This window comes from Streptomyces sp. SAI-135 (assembly GCF_029893805.1).
Lineage (GTDB): Bacteria > Actinomycetota > Actinomycetes > Streptomycetales > Streptomycetaceae > Streptomyces.
The window spans coordinates 9258768-9275040 of record NZ_JARXYP010000002.1; the positions used below are offsets into that span (position 1 = coordinate 9258768).

15 protein-coding genes are annotated in these 16273 nt (G+C 69.4%); 11 read left to right on the forward strand and 4 right to left on the reverse strand.

What is annotated here, in order from left to right; translation table 11 throughout:
• Positions 1-281 precede the first annotated feature (281 nt).
• Entirely contained in the window at positions 282-569 is a 288-nt protein-coding gene (locus tag M2163_RS46390) for a hypothetical protein (RefSeq protein ID WP_280897180.1), read from the reverse strand.
• Positions 570-623: 54 nt separating this feature from the next.
• On the opposite strand from M2163_RS46390, the gene M2163_RS46395 reads away from it, so the two are divergent.
• Positions 624-1649, forward strand: coding sequence for a nucleotide kinase domain-containing protein (locus M2163_RS46395; protein WP_280897181.1), 1026 nt, complete (start codon positions 624-626; stop codon positions 1647-1649).
• A gap of 9 nt (positions 1650-1658) precedes the next feature.
• Here M2163_RS46395 and M2163_RS46400 read toward each other — a convergent pair whose 3' ends face one another.
• Complete coding sequence (locus tag M2163_RS46400) at positions 1659-2447, reverse strand: thymidylate synthase (protein ID WP_280897182.1); 789 nt, start codon at positions 2445-2447, stop codon at positions 1659-1661.
• Between the two features lie 36 nt (positions 2448-2483).
• Here M2163_RS46400 and M2163_RS46405 point away from each other — a divergent pair, with 36 nt between their 5' ends.
• The 7 genes from M2163_RS46405 (at position 2484) to M2163_RS46435 (ending at position 9817) form a co-directional block, all read left to right on the forward strand.
• Positions 2484-2753, forward strand: a complete 270-nt coding sequence (locus M2163_RS46405; protein WP_280897183.1) for a hypothetical protein — start codon at positions 2484-2486, stop codon at positions 2751-2753.
• Positions 2750-3490, forward strand: a complete 741-nt coding sequence (locus tag M2163_RS46410; RefSeq protein WP_280897184.1) for an ATP-binding protein — start codon at positions 2750-2752, stop codon at positions 3488-3490. Before M2163_RS46405 ends, M2163_RS46410 begins: the two co-directional genes overlap by 4 nt.
• Positions 3491-3596: 106 nt before the next feature.
• Positions 3597-4730, forward strand: coding sequence for a hypothetical protein (locus tag M2163_RS46415; protein ID WP_280897185.1), 1134 nt, complete (start codon positions 3597-3599; stop codon positions 4728-4730).
• 326 nt (positions 4731-5056) lie between these two features.
• A complete protein-coding gene (locus M2163_RS46420) occupies positions 5057-7039 on the forward strand; it encodes a histidine kinase (protein ID WP_280897186.1) in 1983 nt (660 codons plus the stop codon).
• A 20-nt stretch (positions 7040-7059) separates the two neighbouring features.
• On the forward strand, positions 7060-7728 hold the full coding sequence (locus M2163_RS46425) for a response regulator transcription factor (protein WP_280897187.1): 669 nt from the start codon (positions 7060-7062) through the stop codon (positions 7726-7728).
• A 158-nt stretch (positions 7729-7886) separates the two neighbouring features.
• Entirely contained in the window at positions 7887-8306 is a 420-nt protein-coding gene (locus M2163_RS46430) for a hypothetical protein (protein WP_280897188.1), read from the forward strand.
• A gap of 116 nt (positions 8307-8422) precedes the next feature.
• Positions 8423-9817 carry a hypothetical protein gene (locus M2163_RS46435; protein WP_280897189.1) on the forward strand — a complete coding sequence of 465 codons (1395 nt, stop codon included), beginning with the start codon at positions 8423-8425 and terminating at the stop codon, positions 9815-9817.
• A 140-nt stretch (positions 9818-9957) separates the two neighbouring features.
• On the opposite strand, the gene M2163_RS46440 is transcribed toward M2163_RS46435, so the two are convergent.
• Together M2163_RS46440 and M2163_RS46445 are read right to left on the reverse strand one after the other, a co-directional pair.
• The gene (locus M2163_RS46440) at positions 9958-10332 is read right to left on the reverse strand and encodes a hypothetical protein (RefSeq protein ID WP_280897190.1); all 375 of its coding nucleotides are present in this window, start codon (positions 10330-10332) and stop codon (positions 9958-9960) included.
• Positions 10333-10688: 356 nt separating this feature from the next.
• On the reverse strand, positions 10689-11825 hold the full coding sequence (locus M2163_RS46445; protein ID WP_280897191.1) for a helicase associated domain-containing protein: 1137 nt from the start codon (positions 11823-11825) through the stop codon (positions 10689-10691).
• 212 nt (positions 11826-12037) lie between these two features.
• Between M2163_RS46445 and M2163_RS46450 the strand changes: the two genes are divergently transcribed.
• The 3 genes from M2163_RS46450 (at position 12038) to M2163_RS46460 (ending at position 16255) form a co-directional block, all read left to right on the forward strand.
• Positions 12038-13195, forward strand: coding sequence for a tyrosine-type recombinase/integrase (locus M2163_RS46450; RefSeq protein WP_280897192.1), 1158 nt, complete (start codon positions 12038-12040; stop codon positions 13193-13195).
• A 676-nt stretch (positions 13196-13871) separates the two neighbouring features.
• Positions 13872-15695: a site-specific integrase gene (locus M2163_RS46455; protein WP_280897193.1), complete on the forward strand. Its 1824-nt coding sequence runs from the start codon at positions 13872-13874 to the stop codon at positions 15693-15695.
• The gene (locus M2163_RS46460) at positions 15692-16255 is read left to right on the forward strand and encodes a DUF6262 family protein (protein WP_280897194.1); all 564 of its coding nucleotides are present in this window, start codon (positions 15692-15694) and stop codon (positions 16253-16255) included. The genes M2163_RS46455 and M2163_RS46460 overlap by 4 nt, the downstream gene beginning before the upstream one ends.
• Positions 16256-16273: the final 18 nt, after the last annotated feature.

Sequence of the window (16273 nt, forward strand, 5' to 3'; positions counted from 1 at the left end):
CTCCCTTGCAGTACGGCACGAGCGCGTGCGGTGGGCAGCCAGCAACGCGTCGGTGTAACGCCCCCATTTACAACGAGATGGAACTTTAGCGCCTGCCGGGACGTGGGGAAGGGCCATCACTCGAAGGTGTGCTTGGTGGCTCTGGGCTAGGTGTTGCTCTCGAGCGGAGTCGGGAAGTAACTGCCCATCTGGCGTGCCAAGTCGTCGAACCCACGTGAGTGACCAGAGGAGGGAGATCTCCGGCGCGGATCGAAGCGTGATGCTGGAGGTGCGCCGTTCGGTCAGGTGGATGAGCGGGTGGGGCCGGGGACGCGGACGGTGGGGAGGTCGGTGCGTTCGTTTTCTGTGGTGAGGGCGTCGGCGGTGAGGCGCCGGTAGGTGTGGAGGAGTTCCGCTATGGCCTCGGGTGCGGTGTCGGCGGTGGCGACGAGGGCGGCGAGGATCTGGGAGCGGGAGGTCTGTTCGCCGGCGGCGGCTGCGGCGCGGACGAGTATGTCGAGGCGTTGGTTGATGTCGTGGGGCCAGGAGACGAGTGTGTTGCGGCGGGGCTGCTGCCACAGCAGGTCCACGGTTTCCCCCCTTTGGCTGTGCCAACTGCCCTATATCAAATATATATTGTGCGCATGGTGACGCTGCTGCAAGGACGCCGGACGTCGGAGGGCTCGGGGGCTTCGGGCCGGGGCGGTGTCCGGGTCGCGGGGCGGACGCTGTGTCCCACGCCTGTGTTCGATACGTACTGGCGTTTTGCTGCGGCGCGGCAGGCGGTGTACGAGGCGCGGCTGGCCGGTGGGCCGGGGCCGTGGACGGGTGATCCGATCCTGTCGAGGTACCGGTTCACCAACTGCTTCCGGGCCGCGGACCGGGTGAGTCAGGTGTTGATCGCCGATGTCATCTACGGCGGTGAGCAGGAGTGGGAGGAGGTCTTCTTCCGTACTCTGCTGTTCAAGGTCTTCAACAAGGAGTCCACGTGGCGGCTGCTGACCGGTGCGCTGGGCGAGGTGCGCTGGGACGGCTACGACCACCGGGCCTTTGACCGGGTGCTGTCGCGGGCGTTTGCGGCGGGGGAGCGGCTGTATTCGGCCGCCTATATCGTGCCGCCGCCGCAGCTGGGGGAGGAGCGCAAGCACCGTAACCATCTGCGGCTGCTGGAGATGATGATGACCTCCGGTGCGCCGGAGAGGGTCTTGGCGGCGCCGACGCTGCGGGATGCCTACGAGGTGCTGCTGGGCTATCCGGCCATCGGCCCGTTCCTGGCGTATCAGTTCGTCATCGACCTCAACTACGCTTCCGCGATGCCGTTTTCGGAGATGGACTTTGTCGTCGCCGGGCCCGGCGCCAGGGACGGGATCCGCAAGTGCTTCGGTCCGGCGGCCGACGGCATCGAGGCCGAGGTCATCCGGTACATGGCCGACACCCAGGACGAGCACTTCGCTCGCCTGGGCCTGGCCTTCCCCGGCCTGCGGGGTCGGCCGCTGCAGCTGATCGACTGCCAGAATCTGTTCTGTGAGGTCGACAAGTACGCGCGTGTCGCCTATCCGGAGATCGCCGGGATTAGCGGCCGCAGCCGCATCAAGCAGACATACCGCTCTTCGTCGGTGCCGGTACCGGCCTGGTTCCCGCCCAAGTGGGGCATCAACGAAGCCTGTTGATGCGGGTCTCTATGCGGCCAGGGTCGGGGTGCCGCTCAGCAGCGGCCGGATGGCAGTGAGCGGCCCGTCCAGGTGGGCGTGACCGGCCATGACGGTCAGCGTGCCGACGGCCAGGCCGGCCTGGGCCGCGATGTAGGCCAGGAGCCGGCCCAGGCCCAGGTAGTTGCCGTAGGCCCGTTCGAACATGTACTGGCTGCGGTAGAGCGCCGCGGCGTGCACCCGGCGATCGCGGTCCAGCTGGAAGGACACGTGGCTCAGGCAGGGAAAGCCCCGGTAGAGGTTGTCGCGGTCTGCGGCGTGCACGAGCAGTTCGGCCGGCACGTCGCCGTCGGCGGGGTGGGCGAGGTCGGCTTCGTAGGCGGCGGTCATCGGTCCCTTGCTTCCGGCCTGCTTGCGCAGCTGGCCGATGATGTTGCCTATCTGGTCGATGTCGGTCTTCTTCGCGCCCGGGTAGGCGACCAGGCGTCCGAAGTAGGTGCCGTGCGCGTTGCCGGGATACCGCTTGATCCGCGGGTACATGGCCCGGTAGCGGGCCACGAGGCTGGCGTGGTCGGTGGCTCGGGCTGCGAGGTCTGCGGGGAAGAGGGTGCCGGCGACCGTCTCGATGGGCTCGTGCCGTTTGGCGATGCGCAGCCGGTCCAGTTCGGTGCGGAAGCCGGGGTCGTCGGCGGTGGGGTCGGCGATGCGCACCACGGTGTGCAGGCCGGTGTGCGACGGGTTGTCCTTGCGGTCCAGGGCGTTGCAGGCGGCGATCCAGGCGCGGGTGACGTCACCGCCGGTGACATCGAAGCTGATCATGAATCCTCCGCCGTCCAGCGCGAGCGCTACGCCGCGGTGAACCAGCCCGCCGCATCCCAGTTGCTGGGCGCGCTGACCACCACGCAGGCCGCGGCCGAACTCGCCCACGCCGCCGGCACCAGCCTGTCGGATCTGGCCCTGCCGGACCTCATCCCGCCCGCCGCACCCCCGGCCGACTGGCGCACCCCGCCATCCCTCGCCACCCGCACCGCACCCGGCCGGCCCACCCCCCTCCCGTCCGAACCAGCCCCCGGGCGCCTGCCCGGACCCGCCGCAGACCCTGCTGAAAACGGAGACGCCTCGTGACCGCGGCCACCTACCAGTACGTGGACCTGCCGGATGCGTCCGTGGTCACCACCCGCGCCCTGCTCACCGCCCGGGACAATATCGCCGACACCGTGGATGCCCGCGCCATGATGTGCATCCACGGCGGCGCCGGCTTCGGCAAGACCCTCGCCGTCAACATCTGCCTGCGCGAACTCGAGCACGAGGACGTCCGCAAGATCACCTTCCGGGCCCGTCCCACCGCCCGCGCGGTGCGCTACGAACTGTTCACCGCGCTCGACCTGGCCGGTGAACCACCGCGCCACCCCAGCGAGTTCGACTGCCTGCTGAAAACCGCCCTGGCCGAACGCCCCCGCACCTTCCTCGTGGACGAGGCCCAGTGGCTCAACGGGGAGGCGTTCGAATACTTCCGCTACCTGTGGGACGAACCCTCCACCCAGCTCGCGATCATCTTCGTCGGCGGCGAGGGCTGCCACACCGTGCTGCGCCGCGAACCGATGCTCTCCTCCCGCGTCTTCATCTGGCAGCACTTCACCCGCCTCACCCCCGGCGAGGTCCTCGAAGCCATCCCCCTGTTCCATCCGATCTGGGCCGACACCGACCCCGACGACATCACCTTCGCCGACCAGCACGCAGCACACGGCAACTTCCGCGCCTGGGCCCAGCTGACCGCGCACACCCGTACCGCACTCGCCCGCACCGGCCGTTTCCGGGCGGACCGGGACCTGCTGCGCTGGGCCTTCAGCCGCCTCGCATGACCGCCACCCAGCGGCGGCGGCCTCCAGGCACGGTGCGTCGAGGAAGAACCTCTTCCGTTCCCGCCCCTCCACCCGGGACCTCTGCCACCACCCGACGGAGCGCCTGATGATGCTCACCTGCCCCCAACCGCCGCCCCCGATGGTGGTTTTCGACCCTGGCGACGAAGCCGCACACACCCGCGCCGCCCTGCTCATGCACCATCCGGCAGCCGGCTGCGTCACGGTCCACCCCACCCCTGGCACCGATTCCACCCTCGCCCTCGCCCACAACCTCCTCGACGCCCTCGGCAAGACCACACCCGTCCCCGGCTACCGCGCCACCGACCCGGTCCCCGTCTGGACCCTCGCAGCGGCCTGGACCCTGGCGCTGCCCGTCACCCACCTGACCGTGCTGCGCGCCCACCTCCTGTCCACCCGCGCTCTCGGCGACCTGCTCGCCCTGCGCATCCGTACCGGGGTGCGCCTCCACCTGGTCTGCCACCAGCCCAAACTGTCCGCCGCCCTCGAGCGGGCCCTGGCCCACATCGGCTACGACATGGCCGACGCGGACGCCGTCCTGCGCCAGGACGACCAGGACCCACCGCACACGCCGCGGCCACGGCAAGCGGCCACGCACAGCGGGGAGTGGATCGACCTGCCGGCCCTGACCACCCTGACCTCCTACGAATCCAGCCCCGACTGCGTGTGCACCCCACCCACCGCGGCCGAGCGTGGCTTCCGCCCACCACTGCTTCCCACCCGTATCGCCACCCAGGTCGCGCAACGCCTGTCCCGCACCCCCCACCCCCACCTGGCCGCTCATCTCGCAGCAGCCGTCGTCACCGCCGCCTCCACGAGCCAGCTGGACACCGCCCGCGTCCTGGACCTCGCCCTCGACGGCACCCACCTGGCCCTCCACGACCGCCACAACGTCCGCCAAGGCTGCACCACCCACCCGGTGCCCCTCTGGGCCCAACCCCTCATGCGCGCCACGGCGTTCACCCACCTCCTCGCCACGGCAGAGCGCAGCAGCCCGCTGTTCTCTGACCCGCTTCATGCCCGTGGCCTGCCCTCCTTGAGGGACTTCGCCGAATGCCTCAGACTCCGCCCGCCCCAGCCCCCGCCTCCATCGAGGAGGCCCCGCAGGGGGCAACAGCCGGCAGCCACGATCTGGCCCATCAGCGGAGCGCACCACGCCCGGCGCTGGGCCGCCGAGGAGAACATGCAGGGCTGCCCCCAGCCCCCGGGCTACCGAACCTAACTTTTGATGCCGACACCGGCACCAGGACTTGGCCTGCTTGAGCAGGGAGCACATCATGCGGCCGGCCTGCCACTGCCCGGGTCCGCGTGCGTTCCACCCCACCCGGCGGTATCTCCCTTGCTGTCGACGCACTCCGCGCGGCACGGGGAGGCACCTGGGGAGGGAGAACGTGGCGGAAGTTGCGGATGTACTGCTGCAGTTCTGGCGTGAGCAGCGGGATCAGGCCCGTTAACCCCAGGCATGTCCTGGGTCGGCTGGGCGTATTTCCCGGCTGACCCGGGATGCACGTCGGGGTCTTTGGGCAGAGCAGAGCGCACACTGGATCCATGACTACCCGTGCGGTGGTTCGGGTCATGGTGCTCGCGAGTGTCGTCCCGTGTGGTTTCGCACTGTGGGTGTCGGCGCTGCCGCGTTCTCAGCCGACGGGAGCGATGTCCGGTGCCTCGTTCGTGATCGCCCTGTCGGTGGTGAACGTGGGGGAGGCCTGTATTGCGGCGGTGCTGATCCACGCCCGGCCGCGGAATGCGATCGGCTGGATCTTCGCCGGACTGGCGGTGACGTCCGGGTGGGAACAGGCTTTCGTCGCGTACGGAGGGTACGGCCTGGCTGAGGCCGATCCGGTGTGGCCGGGCGCGCGGTTAGCGACCGTGGTTGCTTCGGGGTTGTTCGTACCGGGCTGGGTGGCCTCAGCGACTCTGCTGGTTGCTCTCTATCCGGACGGGCGGCTGGCGGCACGCTGGTGGCGGTGGCCGGTGGGCGCCGTTGTCGCGGGGACTGTCGTGCTGACGTTCCTGTCCCTGTTTGACTCGCACGCTTATGGTGATCTGTTTCCTGGTCTGCCCGCGCCGTTGTCGATGCCGCCCACGTTGTTCACCTGGCTTGCGTTGGGCGTGTGTCTGCCGTTGCTGGCGCTGTCGGCACTGGTCATCTGGGGCGGCACCGTCCTGCGCTTGTTACGCTCGCGTCCTCCGGAGCGACAGCTGCTGGTCTGGCTCATGTGTACTGAAGTCCCGTGCATGGGCGCCAGCTTCTACTCGGCGATGGTCGACAACCGGCCGCTTCCCTCGGTGCTCCTTTCCTTCCTCGTGGTGGTCGCGGTGGCGGTGGGAGTCTTGCGGTACCGGCTTCTTGGAATCGAGGCGGTGCTGCGGCGCGGACTGGTCTACGGCTTGCTGACCGGGGCCGTGATCGCGGTCTACCTGGCCCTGACGGTTGGGATCGGGTCCGCACTGAACCGCCACCCGCTGCTTGGTGTGGTGGCGGCTGCCCTCGTGGCGGTGCTGCTGGCCCCCGCCCGGGATCGACTGCAGCGCGCGGTGGACTGGCTGGTGTACGGCGAACGCCGCGATCCGCTGCGGGCGTTGGCCCGTCTCGGCGACCAGGTGGCGGTCGCCGGAGAGCCTGACCTGCTGCCCGCCGCGCTGAGCGCCGTGATGCGGGCCGTACGTGCCCCCGGTGCCGAGGTCCGCGCGCCGGACGGGCACACGGTCGGACAACAGGGGGTTATGGCAGCGGCCGGTCCGTCGCTGCCGCTGCGGGTGGGGGGCCGAGACCTCGGCACGCTGACGGTGGCCGCCCGTCGGCCGGCGGCCTCCTACGACACGGCCGATCTCCAGTTGCTGGCGGCGTTGGCGCTGCAGGTCGCCACCCTGCTGAGGGCCCTGGAACTCACCGAGGCCTTGGAAGCCGAGCGCGACCACGTCGTGGCTGCCACTCATGCCGAGAGGGACCGGATTCGGCATGACCTCCACGATGGCCTGGGGCCTTCCCTCTCTGGTATGGGGCTGGGGCTGCAGGCACTGGCCGATGCGCTGGACTGTGACGGGGCCACACCGGCGGGCAGACTGCTGGCCCGCATCCGCCAGGAGGTCACCACCGCGGTCGGAGAGATCCGGCGGATCATCGACGGCCTGCGTCCCACGGTGCTGGACACACTGGGGCTGGCAGAGGCCATCCGCCAGTACGCCAAGACGCTCGCCGACGCCGTGCCGGTGGAGGTGAAGATCGATGGACTGCCGTTCTTGTCACCAGGTCTGGAGGCCACCGCCTACCGCATCGTCACCGAGTCGCTCACCAACACCGCTAGGCACGCTGGTGCATGCCGGGCCTGCGTACGGATCTCCGCCGCCGACGGGTCCCTGCAGGTCACCGTCACGGACACCGGCCGCGGCATCCCTGACCGGGCGGCACCGGGGCTGGGCCTGATGTCCATGCGCCGCCGGGCTCAGGTGCTCGGCGGCACCCTCCACGTAGCCTCGCGGCCAGGGTGCACCACCGTGGCGGCGGCTCTCCCACTGGGGGTCGTATGACTACCAGAGTCCCCGTCCGGGTGGTCATCGCCGACGACCACCCCATGTACCGGTACGGACTGACCGCCGCGCTGGCCGCTTGCGAAGACCTGGAGGTCGTCGGCGAGGCCGCCTCCGGAGAAGAACTGCTGACCGTGGCGGCCGACGTTCAGCCCGACGTCGTCATCACCGATCTCACTATGCCCGGCACCGACGGTGCCACCGCCACCCGGGCTCTGCTCGCCAACCAGCCGGATCTGGGGGTCCTGGTGCTGACCATGCACGAGGACGACGAAGCCCTGTTCGGCGCCCTGCGGGCGGGCGCCAGGGGCTATCTCCTCAAGGGTGCCGACCGCACCGAGATCCTGCGCGCCGTCCTCGCCGTCGCCGCGGGCGACGCTGTCTATGGCGAGGTCGTCGCCCGCCGCATCGTGGCCTTTTTCACCAGAGCGCACGAGCGTTACGCCGCCCAGGTCTTTCCCGATCTCACAGAACGGGAACTGGAGGTACTGGACCGGATTGCGGGCGGGCACGGCAATCACGAGATCGCCCGGCAGCTCTGCCTGGCTGAGAAGACCGTCCGCAACCACGTGTCAGCCATCCTCTTCAAGCTGGGGGTACGCGACCGGGCCGCCGCAGTTGCCGCGGCCCGTGACGCGGGGCTGGGCACGACTCAGCCGTCGCATGGTTCCCGGGGCCGGCCCAACTGACAGGCGACGCCCTGGCTCAAAGCACCTGCCGGAGAACGTCCCGTTCCTGGGCGAGAAGAGCCCGGCCGATCCAGGACCCCTGCCTCATGTTCGGCCCGGCCCGGGCAGGTCACGGTGAGTGCAAGTTCGCACATCACCCGACGGCAGAGGAGCACACCATGGCTTCCGGAACGTTCCAGTCCCTTCCCGTGCCGCCCACGGCACTTGACGGACGAATCAGCGCGATCATCCTGGACCCCGACGGCACCCCCTCCGACGTGGTCAAGAACGGCACGCCGGTCACCGTGCAGGTGGAGTGGCACCTCACCGGCTTCCTGGTGCCGCTGCTCGCCGGCAACTGGTCGGTGCGCGTGGGCGTGGATGAGATCGGCGGTCCGCACGACTTCACCCACCCCGATCCGCCGCAGTCCGTCCCGGTGACCGGGAGCGGATCGTACCGGTGCGATCTCGTACTCACCGGCCTCCGGCCGGGCCGCACCTACGCGCTGATCGCCTCCCTGGGCTACCGCAGCCCGGCCGGCACGCCCGCCGCGCTCGGAGGCTACGTCGACATCGGCACCGTCAGCATCCTGTCCTGATCGCGCCGACCCCGTCCCTGGGACCCGGCCATCGGCGTCACACGAGGGGAGGACGCCGACGGCCGAGGCCCGTCCTGTACCAATTCCCGTGGGGAACTGCGCAGATGATTGATCCGTTGGCTTTGCTCGCCTGGTGCGATCCCGCACGCCGCCATGTCCGGTGGACCTGGTCGGGAATCTGGGTCGGCGTGCTGCTGGTGGACCGGCACCGAGTTGTCTACCGCGTCGGCGACGAAGAGAAGTTCTCCGCGCCGCTGGACCGGACCCGGTTCGAATGGCGCGGCGGAAGCCGAATGACGGCCGCCCGCTTCGACCTGCACCTGCCCGAAACAGCGTTCCGCCTCTATCTCAGCCCGCCAGGCAACGACGCCCCGCAGCCCGACCGGAGTTTGATGGACCAGCTCGCTGGGGCACTCGACCGGCTTTCCGTCGTCAGCCTGTTCGGCGGCGCGCTCGGGACACTGGGCGACGCCTCCGGAATGCTGGGCAACGCACTGGCACTGCCCGGCGCCGTCGGGCAGTTACGGGCCGGCCACCGTGCTGCGGAGCGGCTGCGCGCCCACCTGGCAGAGACCACGCCGCCGTCCGACCCCGGAGCGAGGGAGGGCGCACCTAAACCGTGCTTCTCCCGTGGTGACGAGGAGACCTGGGCCACCGCGGTGCGGTTCAGCCCCGGCGGAGAGACCATTGCCTGCGCCCACAGCCACGGCTCGGTCCGGCTGTGGAACACCCGCGACGGCACACCACGGCGTCAGCTCCACCCTCTCGGCCACGGAGTCACCGTCCAGGACATCGCCTATGTCGGTGCTGGACGAGTCCTCCTGGCGGCAGGGGACGACCGCTGCGCGCGGATGGTGAACGTCCTGACGGGCGACGAAGTCGCCCGGCTCACTCACCCCGACGCCGTCTCCCGAGTCTCCGTGGACGCCGACAACCGGTGGGCCGCCACAGTATGCGAGGACATGACTGCCCGGATCTGGGACCTCACCACCGGAGGACTACTACGCACTCTGGACGTGGACTGCGCTCACGGCGTCCTGTTCGCGGCCACCGGATCCGACCTCGTGGTGAGCGGAGTCGGCGGGGACATCTCCCGGTTCCCGTCGCCCACCGCCGCGTGCTCAGGCCGGACAGAGACGGGCACGGGGGTGGTGGACTGCCTGGCCTTCTCCGACGACGGACGGCTCGCCGTCAACGACTCCAACGAAAGCGCTGTGACCTTGTTCGACAACGCCCTCGACCACGCGGTGGCCCGACTGCAGAACGGCGCTCCCGTCCTCTGCGGGACCTTCAGCCCTACCGGGCGGTCATTCCTCGGAGGCGACGAAAGAGGCGACGCAGTGCTCTGGGACACCCGCACCGGACGCCGGCTGCTGACTCTGGCCCACGCCTCGCCCGTGGAGAGCCTCGAGTGGAACCGGCGGACAGGGCTGATCGCGACCGGCACCCTGGAAGGCCTCACGGTGTGGGATCTGCGCGGACACCCGGCGGCTCTTGAGCCTTCGGAGTAGGCCGTCTGGCTCCCGGACGGGGTGACACCGATTTCAACGTTGGCGCGGGGTCGGTGCCGTCCAGAGCGAACAGCAGCCGAGGGGAAAGCGGGTAGCGACGCTGCCACTCTCGCCGCGCGTTGTGCGCCCGCTGACTCGGGCTAGCCGCTCTTCTTCCAGGCTTTGCAGCCGGTGGTGGTGAACGCCTTATCCGTAGCGGCGATCGTCACGGTCGCCTGACCGCTGGTGGCGTCGTTGGCGATGATGTCCTTCGCCTCACCGGAGGTGCTGGAGAGCCGCGCCCAGTAGCAGCTGGTCACGAGGCCGCCTTGCGGGCCTTCGCTCCGGTAGGTGCCGGGCTTGATGTCGCTGCCGACGACGTACGTGCCGTCGCCGGGGATTCCGTCCGAGGGGACCTTGCTGGCTGAAGGCTGACTGTTGCCGGCGGCGATCTGCGTGGCAGTCGCCGTCGTGGTGACCGTTGCCGATGGAGAGGCCTTGTCGGTGTTGGGATTGCCCGTGAGGCCGATCAGCACTCCGACGAGGAGGCTGACGAGGGCTGTGCCCGTGTGGGTCAGGATGCTCCGCCAGGAGCGTGAGGGCCGGGCTGTGCCGTGGCGGCCCTGAGGTTGTAGCGGCCCCTCTGGAGGGCCTGGCGGGTTCCGGCTGTCCATGACATCAGCGTGCGTCTACCAACCGGCCCCCGCACTCCGACCGCGTGCGCAAGACGGCGATACGCCCGGCCAGGCGTACGGGACTGTTGGCCCATGCCGAGTGTCTGCGCTGCGCGGTGCTTTGGAGCCCGCGTTCTCCACTCCCGCCGCGCGGCCGCCGCGCCCCGACCCAGCCCAGCGCCGTGACCCTGGACCGCATCTCCTGCCACTGCGTGGCCTCATGACGCCCCGCCCTCCTGCGCTGCCCACTCGAGCCCGAGAGCGGCCAGTTCCACGCGCCGCTCCGCGGACAGCTTCCCGACCCTCCTGCGGGCGTTGTCCAGGAACGCCCCGATCTTGTGCGGCACCCCGTCGACTACTTCGACAGCCTTTCTCGGCACCCGTACATGGCCCTCGCGGTCCCGGAACTGCTGGACGGCCGTCAGATTGGCTGCCCACCGCTCGTCCTGGCTGCGCCGAGTCGGCACCACCGCTTCGTCCTCGCCCACGGGCTCAAGACCGAGTGTCTCCAGCAGGTACTGCTGCGCCGGCACCAGCCGGTCCCACCCGGCCCGCTGCCCGGTGATCCAGGCTCCGAGGTCTTCACCCTGCACGATCACCTCGCCAGACCCACCGGGCAGCATGCCGCCGGCCTGCACGTGGGCGCGGGTGAGCCGGTAGCAGCGCTGCCAGGCAACATCCCATCCCTCCGGCGCCCACCCGGGATCGATCTCCGCGAGGGCCTCCATACGGCTTTCTGAGAGCTCCCCGACGCTGGAGATGCCCGTTTCCCCGTTCGCACGGCGCACGGCGTTCATACGCGACCGCTTGGCTGCGGCACGGGCATTTTTCATGAACACCCCCAGGGCAAACCCGTCCCAGACCACGGTGGCGCCGGGCAGGCAGTGGCCGTGAACCTGCGCGTAGTCGCGGGCGACGGCGAGGCCGGCGTCCCAGGCGGAGGCGTGCACGGACCAGACCATGCCGAGCTGTTCCAGCTCGGTGACCCGCTTGGCGTCCAGGGTGCCCTCGCGGTAGTACCGGCGTTGATCTGCGACCCATACCCCCAGCGGGTGCCCGCCGATGCCCGTCCCCCAGTCTTCAGGCGTGATGTACGTGAACGGCACCCGCAGCTCGCTCTCACCGGTCTCGCGCAGCCACCTCGTTGCAGCCTCGATACCGCGCCGCCAGTACGCCCCTTCGGTGTCGATAACCCGCAGCCGCACGAACTGCGTGAGCGCGGCCGGGTCGCGTTCCTCGGTGAAGCGCAGCACGCACGCCGCCGAGGCCCCCACCGCGGGAACGATGTCCTGCTCCTGGATCTCCGCACCCCCCTCTTCGCCAACGTCGTCTTGGCCCGCCTCGTCCTCGCTCAACTCGCCGATCTCGCCGTCGTCTTCGGCGGCCGGGCGGCTATTGCGCAGCCGGGGATCGGCGAGCGCCTCGATCGTCTGAGCATCGTGCGCCCGCAGGGCTCTTATCTAGGGGTGGGTTGAGTGTGAGGCACGTTTGGTACGTCTCCTGCCAGGTCGCGCAGCCACTTGCCCGAACTCGTCCGCCCCACCGAGCCGTTGGTTACGTTCGGTGTGTGGAATCCGCCTATACGGCAGAACGTGCCATCTCGCCCACCTCCGGCGCTGTCCGGTGGGTGGTGGTCGAGTCGCGGACTTACCGACTGCACTCGGAAGCAACTGGCTATCTTGCCTCGCTGCGGGCCAGGGGCTGTTCGCCGAACACCGAGCGCGTCTACGCGGGACGCCTTGCCCTGTACCTGAACTACTGCCACCTGCGGCGTCTGCAGTGGAACGCGCCGGGGTTCACGGGTCTGTCGCTGCTGCAGCAGTGGCTCGTCGAGACGCCGTTGCCGGCCCGCACTGGGCGCTTGGTGCCCGGGCGGGTCCGGCACCGGTCGCGGGGGACGGCGAACGCGGTGATGACGGTGGTGGGGGAGTTTCTGCGCTTCGGGGCCTTGCATGGCTGGGTCGCGTCGCGAACGACCGATCTGCTGGCCCAGCCCAAGCTTTTGCGGTTCGCCCTGCCCGGCTACGACGCGGGGGAGAGGGGACAGCACCGGCACGTCCAGGCGGCCGCGTTCCGCTTCAAGACCGCTCAGGCCGGCTACGAAGACCTCAGCCCTGCCCAGATCCGCCACATGATCGCTTCCGTGTCACGGGCCCGGGACCGGTTCCTGATCGCGTTGCTGGCGTGCACCGGGCTCCGGATCGGCGAGGCCCTCGGCCTGCACCGTGCAGACCTGCACCTGCTCGCCTCCTCACGCATCGTCGGCTGCGGAATCGAGGGCCCGCACGTCCACGTCCGGCGGCGCACCGACAATCCCAACCGGGCTCTGGCCAAGTCCCGTTTCCCGCGCAGCGTGCCTGTCATCGCCGAACTGGTCGCCCTCTACACCGACTACCAGTACGAACGCGACCGGGTGCCGCAGGCATCCGCCGAGCCGATGGTGTTCGTGAACCTGTTCCGCACGGCGCGGGGCCGGCCCATGACCTATGCGAACACCAAGGAGATGTTCGACCGCCTGGCCCGCACGGTCCGTCATGCTTGCCGCCCGCACATGCTGCGGCATTCGGCGGCGACGCGCTGGCTGCGCGACGGCGTCGACCGCGACGTCGTGCAGCGACTGCTCGGCCACGTCTCCCCGCTGTCGATGGAGACCTACCGCAACGTCGACGACGCCGAGATGCGCGCCGCCGTCGAGCACGTCGCCTTCCTGCGGGAGCAGTCGTGAGTACCCCCTCCGTCCTTCCACTGGGGCTGGCCGCTCCTGCTCCGGCTGCTTCGGCACCCGGCCGTGTGGGCTGGGTGACGTGGCTCGAGGAGCACACCGATCCTGACTGGCGCCCGACGGAGTGGCAGCAGCAGGCCTGGCTGTTCACCGGAAACCCTGACGAACCGCGCACCTCCGTCTCCGTGTGCCGGACTGTGGCCTGCCCGGCTCTCGTGTCGCCGGCGAACGGCTACTGCGCGCTGTGCAAGAAGGCCAAGAAACGCTCGTTGCTGCCGGACGAGGAGTTCGCGCGGACCTTCCAGCCGGTTCGCAGGACCGCGCGTGCGGGTGAGCCCCGCCCGGCCTGCTCGGTCACCCGTGACGGACAGCGCTGCGTCCGGGAGAGCCTGTGCAAAGGGCTGTGCAGCAATCACTACGCCCAGTTCAACGGCTACGCGAAAAGGAACGATCTCGCTGGGTGGCGGGCCGTCGCGACTCCCTTCACGCAGGTGGCATGCTGCCTGGTCCCGACCTGCGAGCTGCCCGCCCTCCATTCTCATGGCCTGTGCCGGCACCACATCCCAAAGTTCCGTTCCTACCGGCGCACGGAGCCGAAGGCATCCATGCACGAGTGGGCTGAGCGCCAGCTCCCCTTCCTGGCCGCCCACCAGTTCAGCCTCGTAGGCCTGCCCCAGCGGTGCGCCAAGAGGTCCTCTACGGACTGCAGCAGGCCGACCCGTGGCTGCGCATCTTCGAGCCGTGCCAGGCACGCCGCCTCGTACGGGACCTGGCCGGCACCCCCACGCTGACCGGGGACGGCCCCGACAACTCGATCTGCCCGCACTCGACCACAGCAGTCCTGCGCCTGCTCAACCGCGTGCGCATCGCGGTGAAAGCCGGCTTCGCCCAGCACTGCGGCACCGCACCAGCGGCCCACGAGATCCTGGACCTGAGAGCTCTGGGCCAGCGAGCCCGCACCCCAGCGGGCATCCGCCACCCCAAGACCGTCGACCTGCGCACCATCCACCAAGGGTGGCTGCGCAAGATCCTGCACACCTGGACCACTCAGCAGCGCCCCGACGCCGACGCGTTCGCCCGCACCCTGCGCGCCGTCGAGCTGGCCTCCCGGGCCCTGGCCCGCCGCCCGGGAACGCACGACCCATCCACCCTGCGCTTCGACGACGTCACCGCGGTCGTTGACGCCTTCCGCGCAGCCCCCAAACTCGACGGCCAGCCCGCCGGCTGGGGCTATCGCGCCTCGATCGCCAGCCACTTCTTCGCACTCATCGACTACGGTCGCCGCTCCGGCATCGCCCCCACCCTCTCCGCCGCCTTCGTCCGCGACCCCCTCACCCACCGCATCGCCGCAGAGGAACCCAACGAGGACGAGATAGGCAAGGCCATCCCCGAGTCCGTGATCCGGCAACTGGACGCCCACCTCGACCTCCTCGGTCAAGGTCGCGCCCGCGGCCGACGCACTCTCGCTACAGCAGACCTGCAGCTGATGTACCGCACCCTGTACATCCTGCTCAGGGACACCGGCCGACGCCCCAACGAGATCGTTTCCCTGCCCCGCGACTGCCTCGAGGCCCGCGGCGACCAGATCTCCCTGGTATGGAACAACCACAAAGCTGGCCGCCTGCGCAGACGCCTGCCCATCACCACTGACACCGCACAAGCCATCCGCACCTGGCAGACGCGGCGAGCCGACCTCGAGCCCGTCCTGCCGCCCACCGGTGCCGATCACCTCTTTCCCGCTCTGACGCCCCTGGCCACGCGCCGCCACCTGCACACCAGCTACTTCAGCGAAACGCTGCGCCACTGGGTGGATTCCATCCCCCATCTCCACGTCGAAGGAATAGGCCCAGACGGCGAGCTGCTGCCCTTCGACCGCTCCCTCATCTACGCCTACGCCTTCCGCCACTCCTATGCGCAGCGCCATGCGGACGCCGGCACTCCGCTGGACGTCCTGTGCGAACTGATGGACCACAAGTCCGTGCGCACCACCCAGCGCTACTACACGGTCTCCTTGCAGCGAAAACGTGAAGCCGTCAGCAAACTTGCCGCCCACGTCGTCGATCACCACGGCCGGCCCAGCCCCTGTTCCGACACTGCATACCAACTGCGCTCCGTGGCCGTCCCCTATGGCGGATGCACCGAACCCAGCAATGTCAAGGCCGGAGGTAACTCCTGCCCCATCCGCTTCCAATGCGCCGGCTGCGGCTTCTACCGGCCTGACCCCTCTTACCTCCCGGCCATCGAGCAGCACATCAACGAACTGCGTGCCGACCGCGAGAGCGCGACCGCCATGGACGCCGCCGATTTTGTCATCACCGCGCTGACCGCCCAGATCACCGCCTTCGAACAGGTCGCTGACCGAATGCGCCGCCGCCTGGCCGCCCTGCCTGCAACCGAACGCGCCGAGATCGAGGAAGCCAGCACGGTCCTTCGCAAGGCCCGCGCCGTTAACACGCTCACCCTGCTGCCCCTCACGCCCACCCCACGGAACAACCCGTCATGAACCGCCGAGGCAACCCCCACACCCTCGCCCAGGCACGACGCCGCGACAGCCTCGACAAGCGTCAGCGCACCCTCACCGCACTCGCAACCATGGAACAGCAGGGTCAGAAGATCACCTTCACAGCCGTCGCCCGCGCAGCCGGCGTCTCGACATGGCTGACCTACACCGCAGGCATCCGCGAACACATCGAAAGCGCCCAAAGCCGCCAACAGCAACCCAGCTTTTCACCGACGAACACCCCGCAAGCCAGCCTTGGCGCTCTACGCACAGAACTCGACCTGGCCCGCCAGGAAATCCACTCCCTGCGCCAGGACAGACAGCGCCTGCACAGCATCGTCCAGCAGCAACTCGGCCGACAGCTCGATGCCGTGGGCACACAGAACCTCGGCCACCGCATCGACGAGCTCACCCAGGAAAACCAGCAGCTCGCAGACAGGCTCCAGCACGCAATCGAGGACAACCACAGCCTGCACGCCCGCGTTGTAGAGCTGGAAGCTGACCTGGCCGCAGCTCGGACCAGTTTGCGAAGAATGATCCGAGCGGAGAATGCCTCGCAGTGATCCTCGCGAGCTCATACA

Bases quoted from the DNA above. Each gene is read 5' to 3' on its own strand.
- M2163_RS46430 (WP_280897188.1), top strand. From the start codon at position 7,887: ATGGCTTCCGGAACGTTCCAGTCCCTTCCCGTGCCGCCCACGGCACTT.
- M2163_RS46460 (WP_280897194.1), top strand. From the start codon at position 15,692: ATGAACCGCCGAGGCAACCCCCACACCCTCGCCCAGGCACGACGCCGC.
- M2163_RS46395 (WP_280897181.1), top strand. From the start codon at position 624: ATGGTGACGCTGCTGCAAGGACGCCGGACGTCGGAGGGCTCGGGGGCT.
- M2163_RS46420 (WP_280897186.1), top strand. From the start codon at position 5,057: ATGACTACCCGTGCGGTGGTTCGGGTCATGGTGCTCGCGAGTGTCGTC.
- M2163_RS46415 (WP_280897185.1), top strand. From the start codon at position 3,597: ATGATGCTCACCTGCCCCCAACCGCCGCCCCCGATGGTGGTTTTCGAC.
- M2163_RS46400 (WP_280897182.1), bottom strand. From the start codon at position 2,447: ATGATCAGCTTCGATGTCACCGGCGGTGACGTCACCCGCGCCTGGATC.